We start from the raw sequence: 20,497 nt of genomic DNA, 5'->3' as shown, positions 1-20,497 counted from the left end.
CCGCGGCCCAGAAGCGTGTCAGTGCCCGCTCTCGGGGTGCTCCGGGTCGGCTGCGGCCAGATCGTCGCGCCGGGTGCGGGCGGTGACCGGTGTGCGGGCCAGGTATCCGGCGCGGGCCAGGGCGTTGCCGCCCACGGCCGCGGTGGCGAGCTGCACGAGCAGGGCCAGGCCGATCTTCAGGGCGTTGGCCGGGGAGGGGAACCAGAGCAGGAGCCCCAGGAGCAGCAGCGCGGTGCCCAGGGCTGCCGCGATGGAGATGCCGTGCAGACGGGCGTAGAAGTCGCGCAGGCGCACCAGGCCGAGGGCGCCCACGGCGAAGACGGCGGCTCCGGCCACCGCGCAGGTGACGGCGATCGCTTCGAGCGGGGTCATCGTTTGCCTCCCGAGACCAGACGAGCCAGGGACAGGGCTGCCAGGAAGCCCACGAGAGTGCACACGAGCACCACGTCCACGACCAGCTCGGCGTCCAGGCGCAGGCCCAGGAGCGCGACGATGCCGACGAAGCCGAAGAAGACCACGTCGGCCCCGGCTCCCCGGTCTGCTTTGGAGGGGCCGACCAGGATGCGGCCGACCGCGATGACGATGGACGCGCCCAACAGCAGCAGGGCGATGTCGACGGGATTCACGGGGCCACCTCCCCGGTCGCGGTGCGTTCCGGTGCGCCGTGGGGGCGGGTGATGTCCAGCAGGTAGTCCTCCATCTGGTGGATGTCGGCGAAGAAGGCCTCTTCGTCGGCGGTGTAGAGGCCGTGGACCCACAGGGTGGGCGGGTCGGTGCGCACGGCAACGGTGACCGTCCCGGGCGTGAGGGAGACCATGTTCGCGATCGAGGTGATCTCCACATCCGTCCGGGAGTTCAACGCGACCTCGATGAACGCGGGCGAGGCGGCGCTGCCGGGGGTGAGGATGTCCCGCGCCACCTGGAGGGAAGAGCCCACCACCTTGGCCCCGTAGAAGAAGGGGAACCACACGATGCGCACGATCTTGCGCAGCGGAGGGGTCATCGGTTCGTCACCGCCTCGACGTAGGTGGAGGTGTCCACAAGGTGGGCCGCTGCCTGGGCAGACAGCTCGAGCAGGATCTGGGAGCCCAGGCCGACGCAGAGTGTGAGGGCGGTCAGGGCCGCTGCGGGCAGTACCAGCGCGATCCGCGCCTTGGGAGCGGCGGTGCGCACGACAGTGGCCGTCCCGCCGCCCCCGGTGTCCGGTCCGGGTTCGGGCGGGCGGCCCCAGAAGAGCGACCCCCAGATCTTGAGCATCGACATCAGCGTGATGAGGCTGACGGCGACGGCGATCGCGCCGACGGCCCACTGGCCGGTGTCGAAGGCGGCGGTGACCAGGGTGAGTTTGGCGACGAACCCGGAGAAGGGCGGCAGCCCGGCCAAGGACAGGGCCGCCCCCAGGAAGGCCAGGGCGAGCAGGGGTTCACGGCGGGCCGCTCCGCGCAGCCGCTCCAGGTCGCTGGTCCCGTGCACGTGCTCGACGGCCCCGGTGGACAGGAACAGGGAGGCCTTGACCACCATGTGGTGGACCAGGTAGAAGATCCCGGCCATGAGGCCGAGTTCGGTGAACAGGGCCACCCCGAGCAGGATGTACCCGATCTGGCTGACCATGTGGAACACCAGGATGGCGCGGGTGGTGGTCTCGCCGACCGCGCCCAGCACACCGATGGCCATGGTCGCGGTGAAGACGACCAGGCCGATCCACAGCAGCGACGCCTGGCCCTCGAAGACGACCGCGTACAGGCGGTAGATCGCGTAGATGGCGACCTTGGTGTGCAGCCCGGAGAACAGGGCGGTCACCGCTGGGGAGGGCGCGGTGTAGGTGCGCACCAGCCACCCGTGCACCGGGACCACGGCGGCCTTGATCGCCATGGCCAGCAGTACCAGCCCCATGGCGGCCGCGACGGTCGGGGACCGTTGGGCGGCGCCGGCCAGCTCGCCCAGGTGCACGGTCCCGGCGGTGCCGTAGACCAGGGCCACGCCCGCCAGGAAGATGGTGGAGGTGAGCAGGTTGACGGTGACGTAGGTGCGTCCGCCGCGCAGGCCGCGCAGGGTGCCGGTGATGGCCATCAGCCCGTAGGAGGGCAGCAGCATGACCTCGACGAACACGAACAGGTTGAACAGGTCGCCGGTGAGCAGCGCCCCGTACACCCCGGCCGAGAGCACCAGGACCAGCGGGGCGAAGTAGCGCCGTTCGGCCTCGCCGGTGGCCAGGGCGAAGAGCGAGCACACCAGCACCAGCAGGGCGGTCGTGGTCACCATGAGCGCGCTGAAGGCGTCGGCGGCCAGCGGGATGGACACCCCGGCCGGCCACAACCCCACGTGGTGGACCAGGATCCGGCCGCCACCGGTGGCCACGAGCAGGGACAGGCCGCCGACCAGGCCCAGGGCGGCGGTGGCGGGCAGCAGCGTCCGGACCGCGGTGCGCGAGGTGAACACCGTCAGCAGTGCGGCGCCTGCCAGGGGCGCCGCGACCAGGAGCGGGAGCAGCACGGGGTTCATGAGGCGTCCTCGGTGTCGTCGCTGGTGCCGGTGGCGGCAAGGGTGAGCATGTAGACGGTGATGGAGAAGGCGATGACGATCGCGGTGAGCACGAACGCCTGCGGGAGGGGGTCGGCGAACGGGCCGTCGGTGTCACCGCCCAGCATCGGTATCCCGCGGTGGAAGACTCCGCCGGCCGACATCAGCAGGAGGTTGACGGCGTGGCTGAGCAGGACGAAGCCCAGGACGATGCGGACCATGCCGCGTTGCAGGATGAGGTAGACGGCTCCGGCGGTCAGGACGCCGATGGTGATGGCCAGGGTCATCGGGTACCTCCGGTGGCTGCATCGCCGCGGACGGGCGGGGGTGGGGCCGGCATGTGGGAGCGGGGCCGTGGCAGGCCCAGCTGGTTGAGCGCGGTCAGCATCACGCCGACCACGGCCAGGTAGACGCCGACGTCGAAGACGAGCGCGGTGGTGAAGTGGTGGTAGCCGCCCCAGGGCAGGGGGATGTCGGCGTGCAGCGGGCGCAGGAACGATCCGTCGGCGTAACCGAGCAGCCCGCTGGCCAGGGCGGTGAGGATGCCGACGGCGATGATGGCCGGGTAGGCCAGTCGGATGCGGGCCACCGAGGCGCTGGGCGCGCTCAGGTAGGCCAGGGCGAAGGCCGAGCCGCCGACCAGGCCGGCGATGAACCCGCCGCCGGGCGCGTTGTGGCCGCGCAGCAGCAGGTAGAGCGACCACACCACCAGCAGCGGGACCAGGAAGCGTGCGACGGTGCGCATGATGACGGTGTTGGCGTCGGAGTCCCAGACCGGGTTGGTGTGCGACAGGGCCGACCGCTCGCCCGCGTTCGCGGTCAGCCCCGCCGAGTGCAGGACGGCGATGATGATCAGGCCCGCCACGCCCAGGACGGTGAGTTCGCCCAGGGTGTCCAGGGCCCGGTAGTCGACCAGGATGGTGTTGACGACGTTGGTCCCACCGGTGTCGGAGGGGGCGTTCTCCAGCAGGTGCCGGCTCACCTGTGAGGGCTCCCGGCGGCCGGTGAGCAGGTAGGCGCCCGCGGCGGTGGCGGCGCCGGTCAGGATCGCGATGGTCGCGGTGGCGACGGTGCGCGAGGGGCGCACTCGGTGGAACCGGTCCGGCAGCCTGCGCAGGACCAGGACCGCCACCACCACGGTCAGGATCTCCACCAACAGCTGGGTGAGCGCCACGTCGACGGCCCCCAGGAAGAGGAACCACACGGCCGTGGTGAACCCCGCCAGGCCGACGAGCACCAGGGCGGCCATCTTGGACCGGGTCATCACGGCGGTGAGGACGGCAGCGGCGACCAGCGCGACGGGCAGCCAGTCCAGTGGGCGTGAGGTGGGCCCTGCGGGTGGACCCTGGTCCAGGCCCTGGAGGCCTACCACCAGGGCGAATCCGATGATCAGGAGGAAGGGCACGGCCAGGTGGCGTGTGGGGGCGTCGGTGCGGGTGGCATCCGCGGTGCGCGAGCCGACAGCGATCACGGCGGCGTGCACGCGCTCGAAGGCGGCGGTCCCTCGGATCGAGGGGAAGCTGTGCCCGGTCAGGCGCTCCCCGGCGCCGGTGCGCCAGACCAGGAGGGCGCCGATCATGAGCGCTGCCGCCGACATGACCAGCGCGGGGTTGAGTCCGTGCCACAGGGCCAGGTGGGGCTCGGCCGTGTTCCCGGTCGCGTCGGCGGCGGCCCGCGCGACCACAGGGTTCAGCAGGGTCGTACCCAGGCCCAGGACCAGTCCGGACAGGGCGGTGACGGCTGGAGCCGCCAGGAGCAGCACGCCCGCTTCCTGGGGCCGACCTGTGTCGGTGCGCGCGGGCCGGCCGCCCCAGAACGCCCCGTAGACGAACCGGACGGAGTAGGCGACGGTCAGCGCGGCGGCCCCGACCGCCACGACGGCGGCCAGCGGCCCCGCCCAGGGGGCGTGCGGGATGTGCAGGAGCGCCTCGAAGACGTTCTCCTTGCTGACGAACCCCAGCAGCGGCGCCACCCCGGCCATGGACAGCGCCGCCAGTGCGCTGAGGGTGGCCGTGACGGGCAGGGCCCGGGCCAGTCCGCCCAGGCGGCGCAGGTCCCGGGTGCCCGTCTGGTGGTCGATGACGCCGACCGCCATGAACAGGGTCGCCTTGAACAGGGCGTGGGCCAGGGTGTGCACCGCCGCGGCGATCAGGGCCTGCGGGGTGCCCACGCCGATGACGGCGATGAGGAACCCCAGTTGGCTGACCGTGGAGTAGGCGGTGAGCTCCTTGAGGTCGTGGCGCCGCAGCGCGAACAGGGCTCCGATGACGGCGGTGGTCAGGCCCGCGGTGATCAGCACCGGGCCCCACAGGGGGTTGTCTGCGAAGGCCGGGGTGAAGCGCATCGCCAGGTAGACGCCGGCCTTGACCATGGCCGCGGCGTGCAGGTAGGCGCTGACCGGGGTGCTGGCGGCCATGGCGTCGGGCAGCCAGTAGTGGAAGGGGAACTGGGCCGACTTGGTGAACACCGCGACAATGACCAGGGCGGCGACGGTCGTGGAGAAGGCGGTGTCCTGGGTCCAGGAGGCGTCCCCCAGGATCTGGCTGAGGCTGGTGGTTCCGGTGCGCACCCACAGCAGGACGACCGCGGTCAGCAGGGCGAGCCCGCCCAGGGCGGTGAGCAGGAAGGTCCGCACCGCAGGTCGGGCGGCCCCGGGGCCCGAGAGGCCGATCAGATAGAAGGAGCAGATTGTGGTGAGTTCCCAGAACACGAAGAGCACGACGAGGTCGTCGGCCAGGACCAGGCCCGTCATCGCCAGGGCGAAGGCGCTCATCAGGAAGTAGAACCCGGTGCGTCTGCCAGGTGGGAAGTAGGCCGCCGAGTACGCCATCACCAGGGCGCCCACCCCCAGGACCAGGGCACAGAACAGCCAGGCCAGGCCGTCCATGCGCAGGGACAGCCCCACTCCGAGGGAGGGCATCCAGGGCGCGGACGCCTCGATCGGCGCGTTCCCTGCCCACAGAGCTGGGCCCAGAGCCAGCACGGGGACGGCCGCCAAGGCGAGCACCGCGGCCAGGACCCACCCGGTCCAGCGCCCCGGGAGACGGTCGATGAGGGGAACGGTCAACGTGATGACGGTGAGTACGGCGAGAAGAAGGAGCAGCAGCAAGCCGCCGGCCTTTCGGGCATTTTCGCCCCGCACCGGGGCGCACAAGGGCACACCGGGGCAGCCGTGTCCCAGGACACGGCGGGCGATCAACGGACGGGGATGTCACAGGGCACGCGCAGCGGCCCAGGCGCACGACCGGAGGCAGACACAAGCCGGGGGCCCGCGACGAACGCGGGCACACCGAAGGCTGCGCCGGGTTGCGCGCACACGGGCGCAACACAGGTCATGCGCTGAGGAAAGAGCCCTCGAAGGAGGGAGTGATCAACCGCGTCCGGGCGGGCAGGAGCTCAGCTCACCGTGGGCGTTGGTGCCCCACGAGGTGGAGTAGCCGTTGGTGCCCAGAGGCCGGGGGTTGCGGACCAGGATCCGCTGCCGCTCGGCGAAACGCAGGCGGCCGGTGGAAGCGAAGGCGGGCAGGGCCCGGAACGGCGCTTCGTCGATCGGGGCGACGGGAGAGGGGGAGACCGCGAAACCGGGGATCGTGGACACGAACCGGATCATGGGCGGCACCTCCTTCGCACGTCACAGGACCTCGAATGTGCGCCACTGTACCAGGAGGCGTCCGGGGGTGCGGAGGGCGGCCTGTGCACGGCACGAGTGCTCGCCAGGGTCGGGGCACCGGCCTTCCCGCGCTGTTCCACCCGCCCTGGGTAAGGGGCCAGGGCCCGGTGCAGCCAATCGCCGGTTGCTTTTCCCCTCGTCGTAGCCTCGGGGGAAGGGGGCCGCGTGAGGGAGAACATCGAGGACGGCGCCGGACTGCGGGTGCTCCTGCGGGTGGAGGAGGCGGTGCCGGCCGAGCAGGCGGTGATGACCGTCCCAGCACCCCACGGGTGGTCCGGCTACCGCGTCTGAGGAGTCCTCCTCAGCGGCCATCGGCTCATGATCAGCATCTGCCCCCGACCGCAGCCGCGGTCAGCCGACCGCTGACCCTTTCAGGCTTACCTGGTTCGCCCCCCGGCTCCGTTCTGTGTCGGCGAAGGCGCGAATGCGCACCCTCAGGGTGGCTGCGTCCGTCCCCGGCGGCAAGGCCCTGGCGACCGCGCCCCCGTGCCGAGGAGGATCGCTGCAGAATTCAGTGGTGGGTCCCGTCCCGGGCGTGCAGGATGTTGCGAAACCGCCTGTTCGCTCAGTCAGGGGAACCATGGAACACGACTGGCAGGTCTGTGCCGACAGCGCCATCGCATGGGCACGGCAGTATCTCGGGTCGACCGCCTACACCTCACGGTGCCTCGCCTTCGTGGAGGACGCCTACGAACGGTCCAACCACGTGGAGATCTTCGGTGGCGACTTCGCCGGCGAGTCCGCGGGGATCTATGCGGCGCAGGACAACACCGGGGCGCCGCCGGCCGGCGCCTTCGCCTTCTACGACAGCACCGGGGAGTTGTTCGGCCGGCGACAGAACTGGGGCCACGTGGGGCTGTGCGTCGGCGACGGTCAGATCGTCCACGCCTGGGACCGGGTCCGGGTCGACCACTATCTGGAGATCCCGGACCTGGCGGCGCCTCCGGGCTGGGATTCCCCGCGCTGGGCCGGATGGGTGCCGGTCCAGCGCATCCTCCAGGGGTGCCGGCCCAAGGACTGGGAGGCGGTCGGCGACGCGGCCTCAGCCGCACAGCGCATGCAGGCGGCCAGGTTCGCCGACGGACCGGGGCCGACCTGACACCTGTGTGAAACCCGAACCGAGGCGTGACGAATCGGAGGGTCGAGGGACATCGGCGCAGGGTCCGGCGCCACGGGTCCCCGACTCACCGATCGGTGGTGGGCCCGTCCAGTGCGCGGACCCTGCCGGCTCGCCCGGCAGGGCGTCGCGGCGGGTGGTGTCGAGGCCGGCGGGCCCATCAGCACCACGTCCGGTGGCGGACGTGGCGATGTGCGGGCAGGTCGTCGAGGAGCTCGTCGTACACGTGGATCGGAACGGGCTTCGGGGGAAGGCGTTCGGTTTCTCGCGGGCACCGCCCCGTGTGGGGGAGTGTCCCCGCCAGGGCGGTTCCGACGGGGCCCTCATCCGTCCTGGACCGTGATCCCCGTGTTGGCGGCGAGCGCGGGGGCGATCGCGATCAGCTGGGCCCGGCCGATGACCGCGCCGGCCAGCGACTCGAAGCCCGAGGCGAGGTCGAGCTCGGTCGCCCCGCGCAGGTCCACCTCGTGCAGCTTCGCCTTGGCCAGGTGCAGGCCGCGCAGGCTGGAACCGGGGAAGGTGACCCGTGTCAGGGACGCCTCGCCGAAGTCCACATCGGTGAGCAGGCAGTCCTCGAAGACCACGTCGACCAGGCGCGCGGCCCGGAAGTTGACCCCGTTGAGCTTGCAGGAGGAGAACACCACGCGCTGCACCTCGGAGTTGAAGGACGCGGTGCCGGCGAACATGCCGGCGACGATGGTGCTGTCGAGCCAGGTGCACTCGGCGGTGTCGGTGCCCGCCATGCGCACGGTGTGCATCCACACGTCGGTGAACCGGCACCTGCGCAGGACCCCGCCGTCCCACTGGGTGGCGGTGAAGGCGCTCTCGATGAACCGGGCCCCGGTGAGGTTGACCCCCTCGAACCTGTCACCGTCGAAGTGGACGAGCTCGTGGGGGTCCAGGTGGAGCTGCTCGGGGTCGAAGGGGCGCAGCTCCTCGGCGTAGGGCAGGTCGGAGAGCACGGTGGGGACGGTGCGGTCGGTCACGGGGGTCCTCTCCGGAAGCGGCCCTCGCGGGCCGCGGGGTGGACGCGGGCGCGAGGCGGGTTCGCATCGGAGGGCACCACGGTCTCCTGGCAGGTGGAACCTACCACCGTACCGAAGGGCGTTCGGGCCGGTCCGTGCGTTGCGGGCTGCGCACGGTCCGGTTCCGCCGTCACCCGCGCCCGGTCAGCCGCGGAGGAACTCCAGGACGGGTTCGGTCTGGTCCAGGAGCGCGTGCCCGACCCCGGGCAGGACGTTCACGGTCGCGTGCGGCACGCACCGGCGCACGCGGTCGGCTGTGCCGGCGGAGTCGAACATGACGTCGCTCGCGCCGACGGTCACCTGCACCGGCATGGCCAGGCGGCGCAGCGCGTCGTCGGAGAACACCGGCAGCCGCTCCGTGCGCGGACGGAACTGGGCGAAGGTGAGCATGAGGTGCTCGAGGACGGGCCGGCTCAGCGGCATGTCCAGACCGGTGACCACACGCACCGAGCGGCGCGCGCCCCAGCGGCCGAAGGGTCGAAGCAGGAGTGCCCTGAACAGCCACGCCGTCTTCTGGGCTCCCACGCCGCCGGGGCACAGCAGGGCCAGGCGGCTCACCCGCTGCGGGCGGTGGGTGGCGTACTCCAGTGCCATCCAGCCGCCCAGGGAGATGCCGACGACGGCGGTGTCGGCCAGCCCCAGGTGGTCCAGGACCTCGTCCAGCCACCGCACGTAGGCGTCGGAGTCCAGGGGCGGACGGGAGGGGGCGCTCAGGCCGGGTTCGCCGACCAGGTCGACGGCGTAGGTGCGCAGGTGCCGCGCCCAGACGGCGGTGTCCTCGCGCCACATCGTCGCGTTCGCCCCCGATCCGTGGAGCAGGACCACGGGCGGCGCGTCCGGAGGGCCGGAGGCGAGCACGAAGGTCTCGCCCTCGCGGGTGGGCAGGCGCAGGTGGTCGGCGGGAACCGGCCAGGTGCGCAACTCCTCCTGGTAGCGGCTCCGCAGCTCGGCGGCTCCTGCCTCGGACTTGTAGATCGTGCTCATGGCGAGCACTCCTCTCGGGGGTCGTCCGCCCGGCCCGTCTCGGCGTGGGCCTCGATGCACAAGCGGAACATGTGTCTTGAAAGTACTCCAAACTTCCCTCAACTCAAAGACGTTTAGGGAGCGTTAGGCAATTTTGGAGGATGTGGGTGGGTGTTCTGATGTTGCGGCGCTGCCCCCGTGACCTTCCGTTCGTCGGGGCGGCGGGGGGCCACCGGGCCCTGCCCCGGCGGTGCGCGGGGTGAGCAGGGTCACCCGTCCTCCGTGGCGTCGGGTGCGGGGGATATACCAGTACGCTCGTACATGTACAGATGTACTAGAACTGGTCCTGGAACGGGGAGCCGTATGCGCAGGAGGAACGGCCGCGCGCCGTGTCCCGGGGAGGGGCGGCGGTGAGCGCCCGACGCGACCCGCAGGGGCGCCGCCGGAGCATCATCGAGGCCGCGGCCGCCCTGATCACCGAGAGCGGCGCCGCCAGCCTGACGCACCGCGGCGTCGCCGCGCGCGCCCGGGTGCCGCTCGGCGCCACCACCTACTACTTCGCCACCCTGGACGATCTGAGCACCGCGGCCCTGCACCAGATGGCGCAGGACACCGACGACGCCCTGCGCGAGCTCGCCGGCCAGATCGCCGACAGCCGGGGCCGTCCGGAGGCCGTCGCCGCGCTCATCCACGACTACCTGCGGGACGGGGACCAGGTCCGGGCCGACGCCGAGCTGTACCTGGCCGGAGTGCACCGCCCCGACCTGCGCCCGCTGACACTGCGCTGGTTCGAAGGACTGGTGCGGATCCTGGCGGAGCACACCACCCCCCGGGCCGCGCGGGCGCTGGCCCTGTACGTGGACGGGGCGATGCTGCACGCCCTCACGCACGACGAACCCCTGGACCCCGACGAACTCGTCTTCGCGGTCACCTCCCTGATGGGCGGTCCCGCCACCACCGACACGGAGCACTGATGGGCACCGATCCCTCCCCCACCGCCACGACCCGGTCCGGGGCGCTGTCGCCCGGCCGGCGCTGGGCCGCACTGGTGGTGCTCTCGACCAGCCTGCTCGTGGTGGTCATGGACATGACCATCCTGAACGTGGCCCTGCCCGCGCTCTCCGCCGACCTGCGGCCCACCTCCGGCCAGCAGCTGTGGATCGTGGACGCGTACTCCCTGGTGCTGGCCGGTCTCCTGGTGACGATGAGTGCCCTGAGTGACCGCTGGGGCCGCAGGAAGATCCTGTTGGCCGGATTCGCGGTCTTCGGCGGTGCCTCGCTGGCGGTGCTGGCGGCCGACAGCCCCGGCACCGTCATCGCGGTGCGGGTCCTGCTGGGCGTGGGCGGGGCGATGATCATGCCCGCCACCCTGTCCATGATCCGCACCGTCTTCCCCGACCCCCGTGAGCGCGCCACCGCCCTGGGGGTGTGGGCGGCCATCGCGTCCCTGGGCGCGGCGGTGGGACCCATCGTGGGCGGGGCTCTGCTGGAGCACTTCTCCTGGCATGCGGCGTTCCTGGTGAACGTGCCGTTCATGGCGGTGTCCTTCGTCGCGGGGCTGCTCCTGCTGCCGGAGGCCCGCGACCCGCATCCGGGCAACTGGGACATGGTCGCCACGGTCCTGTCGATCGTGGGCATGGTCGCGCTGGTGTGGAGCATCAAGCAGTTCAGCAAGGCCGGAGTGCTCGACCCCTCCGCGCTGCTGGCGTTCGTGCTGGGTGCGGTGGTGATGGCCTGGTTCGTGCTGCGCTGCCTGAGGCGCCCCGATCCGCTGCTGGAGGTGCGGTTGTTCTCCAACCCGGCCTTCACGGCGGGCACCGTGGCCGCGCTGGCCTCCATGTTCGCGATGGCGGCGATGCTGCTCCTGGTCGCCCAGTGGCTCCAGCTGGTGGAGGGTCACTCGCCCCTGCAGGCGGGGGTGCGGCTGCTGCCGATGGCGCTGGGAGCTGCGGTGGCCTCGCCTCTGGCGCCGGCGCTGGCCCAGCGTTGGGGGAGCCGCACGGTCCTCTCGGGCGGGCTGGTCGTGGCCGCGGCGGGGTTCGTGCTGATGTTCGCCCTGCCCGGGCCGCTGTCCTACCCGGTGGTCATGATCGCGCTCGTCCTGCTCGGGGCCGGATCGGGATCCCTCGCCATCGCCTCGGCCGTCATCATGTCGAGCACCCCGACGGAGAAGGCGGGCAACGCCGCCGCCATCGAGGAGACCTCCTACGACCTGGGCAACGTCCTGGGGGTGGCCGTCCTGGGCAGTGCCGCGGCGGCGATCTACCGGGCGGAACTGCCCGTGGGCCTCCTCACCGGCACCGGACTGGGCGAACAGACGGTGCTCGCGGCGCAGGAGTCGCTCGGGGGCGCCCTGGAGATCGCCTCCGAGACCGGTTCCACCGACCTCGCCGTGTGGGCACGGGAGGCCTTCAGCGCATCGCTGACGCAGATCAGCCTGGGCGGCGGGGTGGCGCTGCTGGTCGCGGCGGTGGTCGTGTTCGTGCTCACGCCCAGGTCCTTGGACGTGTCCCAGGGGCACTGATCCCGGGCTGCGCTCGCAGCGGTGGGGAGGGGCGGAACCGACCCTGTGGACGAACGGTTCCGGCCCCCTCCCACAGCGCATAATCCGTAGGTATGGACTCCCACAAGGTCCGGGCCCTCCTCGATCCCCTCCTGGACGGCGCCCCCGGCGACCTTCACATCCTCACCCTTCTCACCACCTCCTCCACCTCCACCTCCCTGCGGCGCCACCTGGGCGTGCTCAGCATCGAGCACCCCGAGGCGGTCGACGCCCTGGGGCTGGCGCTCCTGGACGGCACCCCCGGAACCGCCGTGCTGCGCACCTTCACCGACCGGACCTCCCACACCCTGCCCAACGGCCGCGACGTCCCCCTCAAGAGCGTGTGCGGGTGGCGGCTGGACCGGGGCGGGCTCCTGCCCCTGGACCGCGACGGCGTCCTCGCCGCCTCCCGCACCGACGGGGTGACCGGTCGGCTGCTGGAGCCCGAGCGCGGGGTCGGGTACGCCGACGCCTGGCCCGTCGACCTGGGCCGGTTCCACGCACCGGGGCACCGGTGACGGGGCGGCGCACGCCGGGGGTGTTCGGCGCGGACGGGGGCCCGTGGGATGGCCGTGCGGTGGTGGTGTGCGTTCGCGGCGCGGGTGCGGGGGCCGCCGGGCCCGGCCCGCCGCCCCCGCCTCGATGGTGTTCGTCTCTGCGCCCCCGATGCCGTCGTCCTGGTGGGCGGCGCCTACGAGGCGGGCCCGGTCGTCGGTCGGCTCCGGGGCCGGGTGGCGGTCAGCTCCGGGAGAAGGCGATCTTGATCAACTCGTCGCGGGGCGGGCCGTAGTCGCGGAAGATGCCGTCGAAGACCGAGCTGGTCATGAGCGCGGGGGTGCGGATGCCCCGCATGGTCATGCACAGGTGCTCGCCACGGCCGATGACGGCGACGTCGTCGGTCTCGGTCACCTTGGAGATCTCCTCGGAGATGTCGCGTACCAGGCGTTCCTGGACCTGGAGCCGGTGCGCGTGGCGATGGGCGATCCGCGCGAACTTGGACAGCCCCAGCACATGGTCGCCCGGCCTGTACGCGATGGTCAGCACACAGGAGAAGGGCAGGAGGTGGTGTTCACACAGCGACCACACGGTGATGTCGGAGACCATGACGATCTGCCCGTCGGTGCGCAACGGGAAGTGGGTCTCGACCTGGCCGGCCTGGTAGTCGCTGAACTCCCGCCACCATCGGGCGAAGCGCCGCGGGGTGTCCTGGAGGCCGTTGCGGTCGGGGTCCTCACCGATCTCGATGAGGAGCTGTCGTGCCACGGCCTCCAGCGGGTCGCGGACGGTGGACTCGTGCGGTAGGTCTGCCAGCGTCATACGCCTCTCCGATCGCCCCACAGGGTGATGTGCAGTCTGGTGGTCAGATTCCAACCGCGCGCCAGGACGGGATCCCGCAACTGGTCGAGGGATCGGTCCAGCGCGTCCTGGGTCCGCCCTTCCGGCATCACCCAGACGGAGCCGATGTCGTACTTCTCGACGAGCGCCCCGACCTCGTCGAGATCGGCTTCGGTGCGACAGACGAACTTGAAGGCGCTGCCCGGCACGGCGGCGAGCGCCACCAGCGCCCGTCCGACGATGCGTTTTCGTTCCGGGTCCCCTGAGTGGGTCAGCTTCGGTGACACGTTGAACCGGACCAGCTCTGCCAGCCCGGGGTCGGGCACGACCGTTCCGTTGGTCTCGATCTCGATGTCGTGTCCCGAGTCGCGGAGATCCCGCACCAACGGGTAGAGCCTGGACTGCTGGTTCAGCGGTTCGCCGCCGGACACGACGATCAGCGGAACGTCGTAGGCGATCAGGCGGTCGCGGACCTGCGGGTAGGGGATCGTCCGCAGTTCCTTCTTGGGGTCGTAGGCGATTCCGGTCTCGCCCTTCCCTGTCCAGTCCCAGGTGTAGGGCGTGTCGCACCAGCTACAGGAGAGATTGCATCCGCCCAACCGGACGAATGCGCAACGACGTCCCAGTGAAGGCCCTTCTCCCTGAAGGGTTCAGGTGGGGCCGAAGATCTCGTTCACAACGAGACTCGGCGTGTCCATGGCCTCACCTCCCTCCGGGTCAAGGCCCTGAGCCGCGCTCATGGCCGGTACTCCGCCCACGTCTTGACCGTCTCCGAGACGCGCACCGCGCTCAGTTCCGGGTAGCGGGACGCCCACCGTTCGAACAGCCAGCGGCACAGGTTCTCCGCCGTGGGGTTGAAGGAAACGATGTCGTTCAGGTGCCGATGGTCCAGCTCCGCGTCCAACCAGCGGGAGAAATCCTTCAGATCGCCGTAGTCCCGTACGAACCCCACCTCGCTCAGGGCGTCCGTGCCGACCGAGAGAGTCAGTTCCACGACGTAGTTGTGGCCGTGCAGACGGCCGCACTTGTGATCAGGGCCCAGACCGTCGAGTCGGTGACTCGCCGAGAAAGTGAACTGCTTCGAGATGCCGAAGGGCATGGGTGAACCTCCCTGCCTCCGAGGATGATCGCGGCTCTCACCGAACGCATCACGGACGTCACCGAGAGATCTTCGGTGGGACAACGAAGGGACTGCGGGGGCGGTGCTCGCGGTCTCCGCTCCTCCCCGCGCCCCCGGCGCGCCCGGTCCGGGGTGCCCGTGGGTCCTGGGTTGGGCGTCCGTCGGCGCGAACGCCGACGGCGCGTGGGGTTCCGTCCCTGCCCGGCCGGCATGCGCGAGTGCGGGGCACCGAAACTCCACCGCTGCGACACGTCCCCGGCGGCGGCGGTGGGCCGGGCGGGGGCGGGAGGCGGCACGCGTCCGGCCGGCCCCGGACTATCAGCACGAGGCCCTGCCCTCGGGCGACGCACGGCGCGCCTCAGCACCGTGGTGCTGAGGCGCGTTGACCGCTCGGGGCCGTGGCCGCGCAGGACGCGGTCCACGTGCGGCGTGACAGATTCCGGCGCGCCGGTGGCCACACGGCGTTCGACAGGCGCGGACCACCTGGCGGCCGGGGCGACGCCCGTGCTCCGGAGCCGCCGACGCCCGGGCCGCGGTCCCTCCGTGGGAGCGGTGTCCGGGCCCGTCACCCACGCCTGGTTCCGGAGGGTGGGCCGTCGGCGGGCGCCGATGACGCGAGCGGGTCGTGGCACGTCGCGTCACGGCGCCGGTGCGGGCCCCCGGAGGCGGATGGCCAGGCCGACGGCGTCAGGTGGTCGGGACGGCGGGGCGCCGTCGCGGTGGACCTGGCGCTTTCCCTGTCCGGTCTTCGTCCGGCGGATCGTCGTGTGCTCACCGGGCGCCGGCGGGGTCGCGCGGGACCACCCCGGGTGGTCCGCCGGGCGACCGGGTGCGTGCGTGGTGCGGACCGCGGGCGCCGCTGGTCCGGCCGAGGGTCCCGACAGGGTCGGCCCCGTCACGGCGGCGCCGTGACGGGGAGCGCTCAGGGCGCAGCGAAGCGCGTGTCGCTGTCCAGGTACTCGGTGGGATCGGGCAGGCCGGCGTCACGGAAGGCCTCGAGCCGCTCGTAGCAGGTCCCGCATGTTCCGCAGTGGATGTCACCGCCCTTGTAGCAGGACCAGCTGCGCTCCAGCGGTGCGCCCAGGCGCACGCCGTGCCGGGCGATGTCGGCCTTGGACCACGTCATGAAGGGGGCCTCGACGCGGGGCGCGGCGAACCCCTCGTTGGCGACCGTCACGAGGTGGCGCAGTGCGTCGACGAAGGCCGGCCGGCAGTCGGGGTACACGAAGTGGTCGCCGGCGTGCATGCCGAGCGCCACCGTGTCGGCCCGTCGGGCCACCGCGACCGACACCGCGAGGTTGGCCAGGACGGCGTTGCGGTTGGGGACGACGGTGGAGCGCATGGCCTCCTCCGCGTAGTGGCCGTCGGGAACGTCCACGCTGTCGTCGGTGAGTGCCGAGCCCGTGAGCAGCGACCCCAGGCCCCCGACCTCCAGCACGTGGTGTTCGGCACCGTAGTGGCGGGCGATTGCCCGGGCGGCGTCGATCTCCTTGCGGTGCCGCTGCCCGTAGTCCATGGTCACGGCCACCAACGTGAACCGCAGGGCGGCGAAGTGGGCGAGCAGTGTCGTGGAGTCCATCCCCCCGGACAGGACCACGACCGCGGTGAAGGGGTCCCGCTCGGCGTCGTCTCGTAGCGCGTCCTGTGCTGCCATGGGCATCTCCATCCACGTGGGGGCCGTGGGGCGCCGTGGCGGCGCCCGGGCCCGGGCGGCTGTCGGTGTGGTCACAGTGTCGTGCGCAGGGGGTGGGGACACATCACGGACCGCCACCGAAGTGTTGGTGCGTCGTACCGAAGTGGCGGCGGCTGGGGTCAGGTGCCGCCGACGAGGATCTCCCACTTCCCGGGGCTGCCGAGGATCTTGCCGAACTCGCCCCGTCCGGAGATGCCGAGTTTGCGGTAGGCGCTCGACAGGTGCAGCTCCACCGTGCGGCGGGTGATGTGCCTGTTGTCGGCGATCGTCTTGTTGGGCTGTCCCAGCAGGGCGTCGATGAGGATCTCCCGTTCACGCGGGGTGAGAGCGAGGATGCCCTGGACGGAGACGTCCTGCGGGGTTCGTCGCTCCAGGGCGACCAGCTGGAGGCGTGCCCGGTCGGCGAGGTCACGCGCGCCCTGGCCGGCCGCGAGGCCGGCTGCTCGGCTCAGGGCGGCCACGGCTTCCGTGTGCCGGCCCAGCCGCGTCAGCACGGTGCCGGTCTCGGCTGAGGTGCGCGCCGTTTCGAGGTCGTGCCCGCTGCCGCGGAGCAGATCGGTGGCCGACGTGAGCAGGTCCAGCCCCGTGGGCCCCCCGGTGAGGGTGCCCCACACCCGTAGTGCCCTCGCGTGTTCCAGGGGGGAGCCGGTCCCCTCCGCGAAGTCGAGGTGTCGTCGGGCGTCGCGCAGAGCCTCGTCGCGGGCGCCGGTCCTGGCCAGGAGGAGGGCCCCTTCGCTCCGCCAACAGGATGTGCCCGGCCCGGAGGCTCCCGCCGCCTCGCGGCGGCGGACGATCCCCCTCAGCTCCTCGGCTCCGTCGTTCAGGTCACCGGCCGCCACCCGCAGCCTCGCGCGGGCGAGCGGCACGTCGGCGTCGTACCACTCGGGCGGCCCGTGGCCGTCGTGCTGGTGACGGCGTAGCAGCGCCTCCGCCGTGTCCGGTTCGCCCAGGTCCAGGTGGACGTTGGCCAGCAGGCCGACGAGGCGCCTCCGGAACCGGCCGCGGCCGGTTCCGGGTGGATCCGAGAGCCGGTCCGTGAGTATGTGCCGTGCCGCGGACAGGTCGCCCGCGGTGTAGTGTCCGGCGGCTTCGGTGAGTTCGACCTCGGCCCGTACCCAGCGGGGCAGTCGGTCCAGGTCGTCGACGAGTGCGCGTCGGCGCGCGAACGCCTCCTCGTGGTGGCCGGAGCCGATCAGGACGGAGAGTGCGGCGGGGAGCGCCGGGGGGTGCAGCAGGAGGTCGTCCAGGTCGTGGTCGAGGGCCTCGCGTGCGTCGGTGAGCGCGGTCTGCGCGTTGCCGTGCAGCAGGTGTGCGGAGAGGGCGCCCATGGCCGCGACGACGGGAGTGCGGCCGGTGTCGCCAGTGGTGCGGACGGTGTCGCCGGAGGCCGACGGTGTGGGTGCCATGGAGCGGCCGTGGGTGAGGAAGGTCCGCGGCCAGTCCTGCTGCTCGGTTCCGGTGACGGCGACCCGCACCGCTTCCAGGACGGCGCGTTCGTCGTCGCTCCGGTCGCCCTCGCACAGCGTCGCGCCGATCAGGGCGAGCAGGCGGCGGCGGACCGTCGTGTCGGCGGTTCGGCCGAGTGTCTCCACCGCTGCGTGCAGGCCCGTCCGCCGGTCGAGGGCGATCCGGGCGGCCGCGAGCTCGGAGGCGACGCGGGACCACGACCCCTCGTCTCCGGTCCGGGCGGCGTATTCGAGGTAGCGCACCCGGTCCTGTGCGGTCGTGGCGGGGGACCGGGCGGCCGTGATCATCTCGGTCACCGACCAGGGGGCGTCCAGGGGGACGGTCGACGCCGTGAGGTGACGGGCGGGGCGCTGGCCCGGGTCGCGGCGCCGGTGCAGGAAGGCGGCGGCCAGGTGTGCCGCGTTGCAGCTCATCACGGTCATCGAGCCGAGCAGGGCGGTGCTCAGCAACGGGTGGCGCAGTGCCACGGTGTGGTCGTCGGTGACGAGGCGCATCCGTACCAGGAGGTCGAGGGTGGCCAGTGTGTCCTCGAGGGGGGTTCCGCTGAGGCTCGCCACGAGCGCCGGGTCCGCCTCACCGGAGGTCGTCGCGACGACGATCGCCTCGGCCACTCCCCGGGCCCGCGGGTCCACGCGGTTGGCCCGGCCGATCATGGCTTCGACGATGGAGGGGATCACGGCGTTCCGCAGGGCGGACGGGGAGAGGGCGGAGGGGGCCTGGGCCCGGATCCAGTCGCACACGGCGCCGACCATGAACGGGTTGCCGGCGGTGATGCGGTGGCATGTCGCGACGAGGTCGGCGTCGAACCGGCGCCCCAGCCTCTCGTGCACCAGCGCGCCGGTCTCCCGGGCCGACAGGCCGGAGAGGGTGAGGGGGTGGGCGCCGACCAGCAGATCGGCGAGTTCGGCCGGGGCCACGGGTGGTTCGCCGCTCCTGGTCGAGGCGACGAGCGTGATCGGCAGGTGCGCGACGTCGCGCAGGACGCTCCGCAGGCGGAGGAGCGAGGCGGGGCCCGCCTGGTCGACGTCGTCCAGCGTGATCACCAGGGGTGCGTCGCGGGTCAGCGCCTCCATCAGGTCCTGGAGGCCGGCCGGTCCGCCGTCCTCGGTCGACTCCCGGGAGCGTGTGCTCCCCGGGCGGACGCCGGCGCGCAGTCGTGCGGCGGCGCGTTCCACCTCTGCCGTCTCGGTCGGGCGGTGGACGACGGACAGGTGGAGCAGGGTGTCCGAGAGTGCCGCGACCAGCCGGTTGGCGTGTCGGGAGCACGCGATGTGGGCTGCGCGGCCGGCGTGGGCCCGCGAGGGGCGGCAGACCGAGGCGAGCAGGCTGGTCCGGCCCACTTTGGGTTCGCCCGTCACGACGTGACAGGTGAGTCCGGTGCGTCGGCTGTGGCGGCTGGCCGACAGCAGTCTCGTGAGCAGTTCGGTCCTGTTGACGATCCCACCGTGCCGTGTCCGCGTGTCCAGCATCGTCGTCCTCGTGATCGGGGGAACTGAACGGGGCAACTGGGCCCGGTGGTGCACCCCGGGGGCCGGCCGGGGGCGGAGGCGCCGGTGGCGCCTCCGCCCTGTGGGGGTCAGCTGCCGGGGCGTGCGACCAGGATCGCGGCCTGGTCGCCGATCGCGTGGGGGCGGGCGGAGAAGTGGTGGTCCAGGGCCGCCTCCAGGGCGGACCTGACGTCCTCGGCCTTGGGGTGGGTTTCGTACCAGAAGCCGGTCAGCACGGCCGCCGCCGTCGCGGCCCGCTCGGCCCGGCTCTCCTCGTCGAAGCGCACCGACGCCTCGGTGCGGTGCAGGGAGAAGGCGTCGAAGCCGTGTTCGGCGAGGAGTCGCGCGGCCGTCGCCAGCAGATAGCCGTGGTGGTCGTAGGGGTCCCCGGAGACCGGTGCGCAGACCTCGTTGAACAGTTTCAGGACCTCGCTGCCCGCGCCGCCGTTGATCAGGACGATCTTCGACTCCGGATGGTTCGGGTCGCAGACCCGGACCATCTCGGTGACGGCCTTGTCGAGGTCGTCGACGAAGGGGAGGACCCACGCGCCGTAGACGGCGTCGAAGGAGTTGTCGGGGAAGGGGAGGTCCTCGGCGGTTCCGGCGAAGACGCTCACCGCGTCGCTGGTGGTCCCGCCCTGCATCGACTCCACCAGTTGGGCGTGCGGCTCGATCGTGGTGCAGTGGCCGATCCGCGCAGCGACGGTGCGCGCCAGCTCCCCGATGCCGCCGCCGACGTCGAGCACGCGGCGGTTGGCGGCGGTGAGGCCGCGGATGAGGGAGAGTTCCTCCCCGCGCTCGAGCCTGGTCGCGAACCCCGTCCATCCGTCGCCGCCGACCCGTCGTGGACCGCGGTACCGCGTGGGCATCCGGTCGTGGGGGCCCAGCGCCGGATGTTCCAGGACTTGGGCGAGGGTCAGGGTGGATCGGTCCCCGGATTCCGGGGGTGTGCTCCCTCGGACCGGGGTGTCCGTTCGTGCTTCCGTCATGGTGTGCCCGCCTCTCTGCTGGCCGTGGGGGGGGAGGGACCGCGCCCGGGGGGTGGGCTGTCCCGGAGGTCTGTTCGCATCTCGCGCGGCGGCGACCGTGTCGTCGTCGCCGGGAGTTCTCGTCCACGAACGTCCTGGAATGGACGGTGTCGTTGTGCGGCTCGTCGGGGGTTGCGGGGACAACTGCCATGGGCATGTATCCCCGCCGCATGACGGGGAAAACCGGAGAAGGTTATGTAATTCCCGTTCCCTTTCCTTGCGTCCGGCGGTGTGGTCGTTGAAAGGGGTGTGCGACGGGAGGGAAAAGTAAGGTTTTTCGGTGTGTTTCCCGAGTGTGGGCGCGGAGCCCCCGAAGCGGGGGTGCGGCGCGGACCCTGTGACTTCCCGGGTGGGCCCGGCCCCGCAGGTCCGTCCCGGGTTTCCCGGCGGGGCGGTGATTCTGGTTGGGGCGGGCCGGGGCTCCTTTTCCGGCTTCGCCGGAAGTCCCCTGTGGTCGGTCTGGGCGGTGCGGATCAGGGCCCCGAAGGGAGAGTTCACCGTCGCGTTGGTTGCTCGCCGAAAGTCCGCCC

Annotated in this window: 20 protein-coding genes; 5 read left to right on the top strand and 15 right to left on the bottom strand. The window is 72.0% G+C overall.

All coding sequences use genetic code 11. From position 1 onward, the window contains the following. Window positions 1–18: 18 nt before the first annotated feature. The 7 genes from Q8791_RS07810 to Q8791_RS07780 all read right to left on the bottom strand — a co-directional run bounded on the left by Q8791_RS07810 (window position 19) and on the right by Q8791_RS07780 (window position 6,130). Window positions 19–372 carry a cation:proton antiporter gene (locus Q8791_RS07810; RefSeq protein WP_330090914.1) on the bottom strand — a complete coding sequence of 118 codons (354 nt, stop codon included), beginning with the start codon at window positions 370–372 and terminating at the stop codon, window positions 19–21. Further along, on the bottom strand, window positions 369–626 hold the full coding sequence (locus tag Q8791_RS07805; protein ID WP_330090913.1) for a monovalent cation/H+ antiporter complex subunit F: 258 nt from the start codon (window positions 624–626) through the stop codon (window positions 369–371). The genes Q8791_RS07810 and Q8791_RS07805 overlap by 4 nt, the downstream gene beginning before the upstream one ends. Continuing rightward, entirely contained in the window at window positions 623–1,003 is a 381-nt protein-coding gene (locus tag Q8791_RS07800) for a Na+/H+ antiporter subunit E (protein ID WP_330090912.1), read from the bottom strand. Before Q8791_RS07800 ends, Q8791_RS07805 begins: the two co-directional genes overlap by 4 nt. Beyond that, on the bottom strand, window positions 1,000–2,502 hold the full coding sequence (locus Q8791_RS07795) for a monovalent cation/H+ antiporter subunit D family protein (protein ID WP_330090911.1): 1,503 nt from the start codon (window positions 2,500–2,502) through the stop codon (window positions 1,000–1,002). The genes Q8791_RS07800 and Q8791_RS07795 overlap by 4 nt, the downstream gene beginning before the upstream one ends. Next, a complete protein-coding gene (locus Q8791_RS07790) occupies window positions 2,499–2,807 on the bottom strand; it encodes a sodium:proton antiporter (protein ID WP_330090910.1) in 309 nt (102 codons plus the stop codon). The genes Q8791_RS07795 and Q8791_RS07790 overlap by 4 nt, the downstream gene beginning before the upstream one ends. Beyond that, window positions 2,804–5,629: a DUF4040 family protein gene (locus tag Q8791_RS07785; protein WP_330090909.1), complete on the bottom strand. Its 2,826-nt coding sequence runs from the start codon at window positions 5,627–5,629 to the stop codon at window positions 2,804–2,806. The genes Q8791_RS07790 and Q8791_RS07785 overlap by 4 nt, the downstream gene beginning before the upstream one ends. 261 nt (window positions 5,630–5,890) lie before the next feature. Further along, the gene (locus Q8791_RS07780) at window positions 5,891–6,130 is read right to left on the bottom strand and encodes a hypothetical protein (protein WP_330090908.1); all 240 of its coding nucleotides are present in this window, start codon (window positions 6,128–6,130) and stop codon (window positions 5,891–5,893) included. Between the two features lie 225 nt (window positions 6,131–6,355). Here Q8791_RS07780 and Q8791_RS07775 point away from each other — a divergent pair, with 225 nt between their 5' ends. Both Q8791_RS07775 and Q8791_RS07770 read left to right on the top strand, forming a co-directional pair. Continuing rightward, the gene (locus tag Q8791_RS07775) at window positions 6,356–6,481 is read left to right on the top strand and encodes a hypothetical protein (RefSeq protein ID WP_330090907.1); all 126 of its coding nucleotides are present in this window, start codon (window positions 6,356–6,358) and stop codon (window positions 6,479–6,481) included. Between the two features lie 289 nt (window positions 6,482–6,770). Further along, window positions 6,771–7,289: an NlpC/P60 family protein gene (locus tag Q8791_RS07770; RefSeq protein WP_330090906.1), complete on the top strand. Its 519-nt coding sequence runs from the start codon at window positions 6,771–6,773 to the stop codon at window positions 7,287–7,289. 341 nt (window positions 7,290–7,630) lie between these two features. Here Q8791_RS07770 and Q8791_RS07765 read toward each other — a convergent pair whose 3' ends face one another. Both Q8791_RS07765 and Q8791_RS07760 read right to left on the bottom strand, forming a co-directional pair. Beyond that, complete coding sequence (locus tag Q8791_RS07765) at window positions 7,631–8,293, bottom strand: pentapeptide repeat-containing protein (protein WP_330090905.1); 663 nt, start codon at window positions 8,291–8,293, stop codon at window positions 7,631–7,633. Between the two features lie 183 nt (window positions 8,294–8,476). Beyond that, window positions 8,477–9,316 carry an alpha/beta fold hydrolase gene (locus Q8791_RS07760; RefSeq protein WP_330090904.1) on the bottom strand — a complete coding sequence of 280 codons (840 nt, stop codon included), beginning with the start codon at window positions 9,314–9,316 and terminating at the stop codon, window positions 8,477–8,479. Window positions 9,317–9,705: 389 nt separating this feature from the next. Between Q8791_RS07760 and Q8791_RS07755 the strand changes: the two genes are divergently transcribed. From Q8791_RS07755 to Q8791_RS07745, 3 genes are all read left to right on the top strand, one after another. Then, on the top strand, window positions 9,706–10,269 hold the full coding sequence (locus Q8791_RS07755) for a TetR/AcrR family transcriptional regulator (protein WP_330090903.1): 564 nt from the start codon (window positions 9,706–9,708) through the stop codon (window positions 10,267–10,269). Then, window positions 10,269–11,819, top strand: a complete 1,551-nt coding sequence (locus Q8791_RS07750; protein ID WP_330090902.1) for an MFS transporter — start codon at window positions 10,269–10,271, stop codon at window positions 11,817–11,819. The genes Q8791_RS07755 and Q8791_RS07750 overlap by 1 nt, the downstream gene beginning before the upstream one ends. Window positions 11,820–11,911: 92 nt before the next feature. Beyond that, window positions 11,912–12,355, top strand: a complete 444-nt coding sequence (locus tag Q8791_RS07745) for a hypothetical protein (RefSeq protein WP_330090901.1) — start codon at window positions 11,912–11,914, stop codon at window positions 12,353–12,355. Between the two features lie 220 nt (window positions 12,356–12,575). Here the strand turns inward: Q8791_RS07745 and folE are convergent, their stop codons facing one another. The 6 genes from folE to Q8791_RS07715 form a co-directional block, all read right to left on the bottom strand. Continuing rightward, window positions 12,576–13,154: a GTP cyclohydrolase I gene (gene folE, locus Q8791_RS07740; RefSeq protein ID WP_330090900.1), complete on the bottom strand. Its 579-nt coding sequence runs from the start codon at window positions 13,152–13,154 to the stop codon at window positions 12,576–12,578. Continuing rightward, window positions 13,151–13,798, bottom strand: coding sequence for a 7-carboxy-7-deazaguanine synthase QueE (locus Q8791_RS07735; protein WP_330090938.1), 648 nt, complete (start codon window positions 13,796–13,798; stop codon window positions 13,151–13,153). Before Q8791_RS07735 ends, folE begins: the two co-directional genes overlap by 4 nt. Window positions 13,799–13,908: 110 nt before the next feature. Beyond that, window positions 13,909–14,271: a 6-carboxytetrahydropterin synthase QueD gene (gene queD, locus Q8791_RS07730; RefSeq protein WP_330090899.1), complete on the bottom strand. Its 363-nt coding sequence runs from the start codon at window positions 14,269–14,271 to the stop codon at window positions 13,909–13,911. 943 nt (window positions 14,272–15,214) lie between these two features. Continuing rightward, complete coding sequence (gene queC, locus Q8791_RS07725; RefSeq protein WP_330090898.1) at window positions 15,215–15,946, bottom strand: 7-cyano-7-deazaguanine synthase QueC; 732 nt, start codon at window positions 15,944–15,946, stop codon at window positions 15,215–15,217. 158 nt (window positions 15,947–16,104) lie between these two features. After that, window positions 16,105–18,921, bottom strand: coding sequence for an AAA family ATPase (locus Q8791_RS07720; protein ID WP_330090897.1), 2,817 nt, complete (start codon window positions 18,919–18,921; stop codon window positions 16,105–16,107). Between the two features lie 107 nt (window positions 18,922–19,028). After that, window positions 19,029–19,928: a class I SAM-dependent methyltransferase gene (locus tag Q8791_RS07715; RefSeq protein WP_330090896.1), complete on the bottom strand. Its 900-nt coding sequence runs from the start codon at window positions 19,926–19,928 to the stop codon at window positions 19,029–19,031. Between the last annotated feature and the right edge of the window lie 569 nt (window positions 19,929–20,497).

Source organism: Nocardiopsis codii, from assembly GCF_036327455.1.
Lineage (GTDB): Bacteria > Actinomycetota > Actinomycetes > Streptosporangiales > Streptosporangiaceae > Nocardiopsis > Nocardiopsis codii.
The sequence above is the reverse complement of the archived record's forward strand: the minus strand, read 5'-3'. Positions and strand labels throughout refer to the sequence as shown.

Coding starts and splice junctions, on each gene's coding strand:
- Q8791_RS07810 (WP_330090914.1), bottom strand. CDS start 372: ATGACCCCGCTCGAAGCGATCGCCGTCACCTGCGCGGTGGCCGGAGCC.
- Q8791_RS07800 (WP_330090912.1), bottom strand. CDS start 1,003: ATGACCCCTCCGCTGCGCAAGATCGTGCGCATCGTGTGGTTCCCCTTC.
- Q8791_RS07795 (WP_330090911.1), bottom strand. CDS start 2,502: ATGAACCCCGTGCTGCTCCCGCTCCTGGTCGCGGCGCCCCTGGCAGGC.
- Q8791_RS07790 (WP_330090910.1), bottom strand. CDS start 2,807: ATGACCCTGGCCATCACCATCGGCGTCCTGACCGCCGGAGCCGTCTAC.
- Q8791_RS07780 (WP_330090908.1), bottom strand. CDS start 6,130: ATGATCCGGTTCGTGTCCACGATCCCCGGTTTCGCGGTCTCCCCCTCT.
- Q8791_RS07770 (WP_330090906.1), top strand. CDS start 6,771: ATGGAACACGACTGGCAGGTCTGTGCCGACAGCGCCATCGCATGGGCA.
- Q8791_RS07760 (WP_330090904.1), bottom strand. CDS start 9,316: ATGAGCACGATCTACAAGTCCGAGGCAGGAGCCGCCGAGCTGCGGAGC.
- Q8791_RS07750 (WP_330090902.1), top strand. CDS start 10,269: ATGGGCACCGATCCCTCCCCCACCGCCACGACCCGGTCCGGGGCGCTG.
- Q8791_RS07745 (WP_330090901.1), top strand. CDS start 11,912: ATGGACTCCCACAAGGTCCGGGCCCTCCTCGATCCCCTCCTGGACGGC.
- folE (WP_330090900.1), bottom strand. CDS start 13,154: ATGACGCTGGCAGACCTACCGCACGAGTCCACCGTCCGCGACCCGCTG.
- queD (WP_330090899.1), bottom strand. CDS start 14,271: ATGCCCTTCGGCATCTCGAAGCAGTTCACTTTCTCGGCGAGTCACCGA.
- queC (WP_330090898.1), bottom strand. CDS start 15,946: ATGGCAGCACAGGACGCGCTACGAGACGACGCCGAGCGGGACCCCTTC.
- Q8791_RS07720 (WP_330090897.1), bottom strand. CDS start 18,921: ATGCTGGACACGCGGACACGGCACGGTGGGATCGTCAACAGGACCGAA.
- Q8791_RS07715 (WP_330090896.1), bottom strand. CDS start 19,928: ATGACGGAAGCACGAACGGACACCCCGGTCCGAGGGAGCACACCCCCG.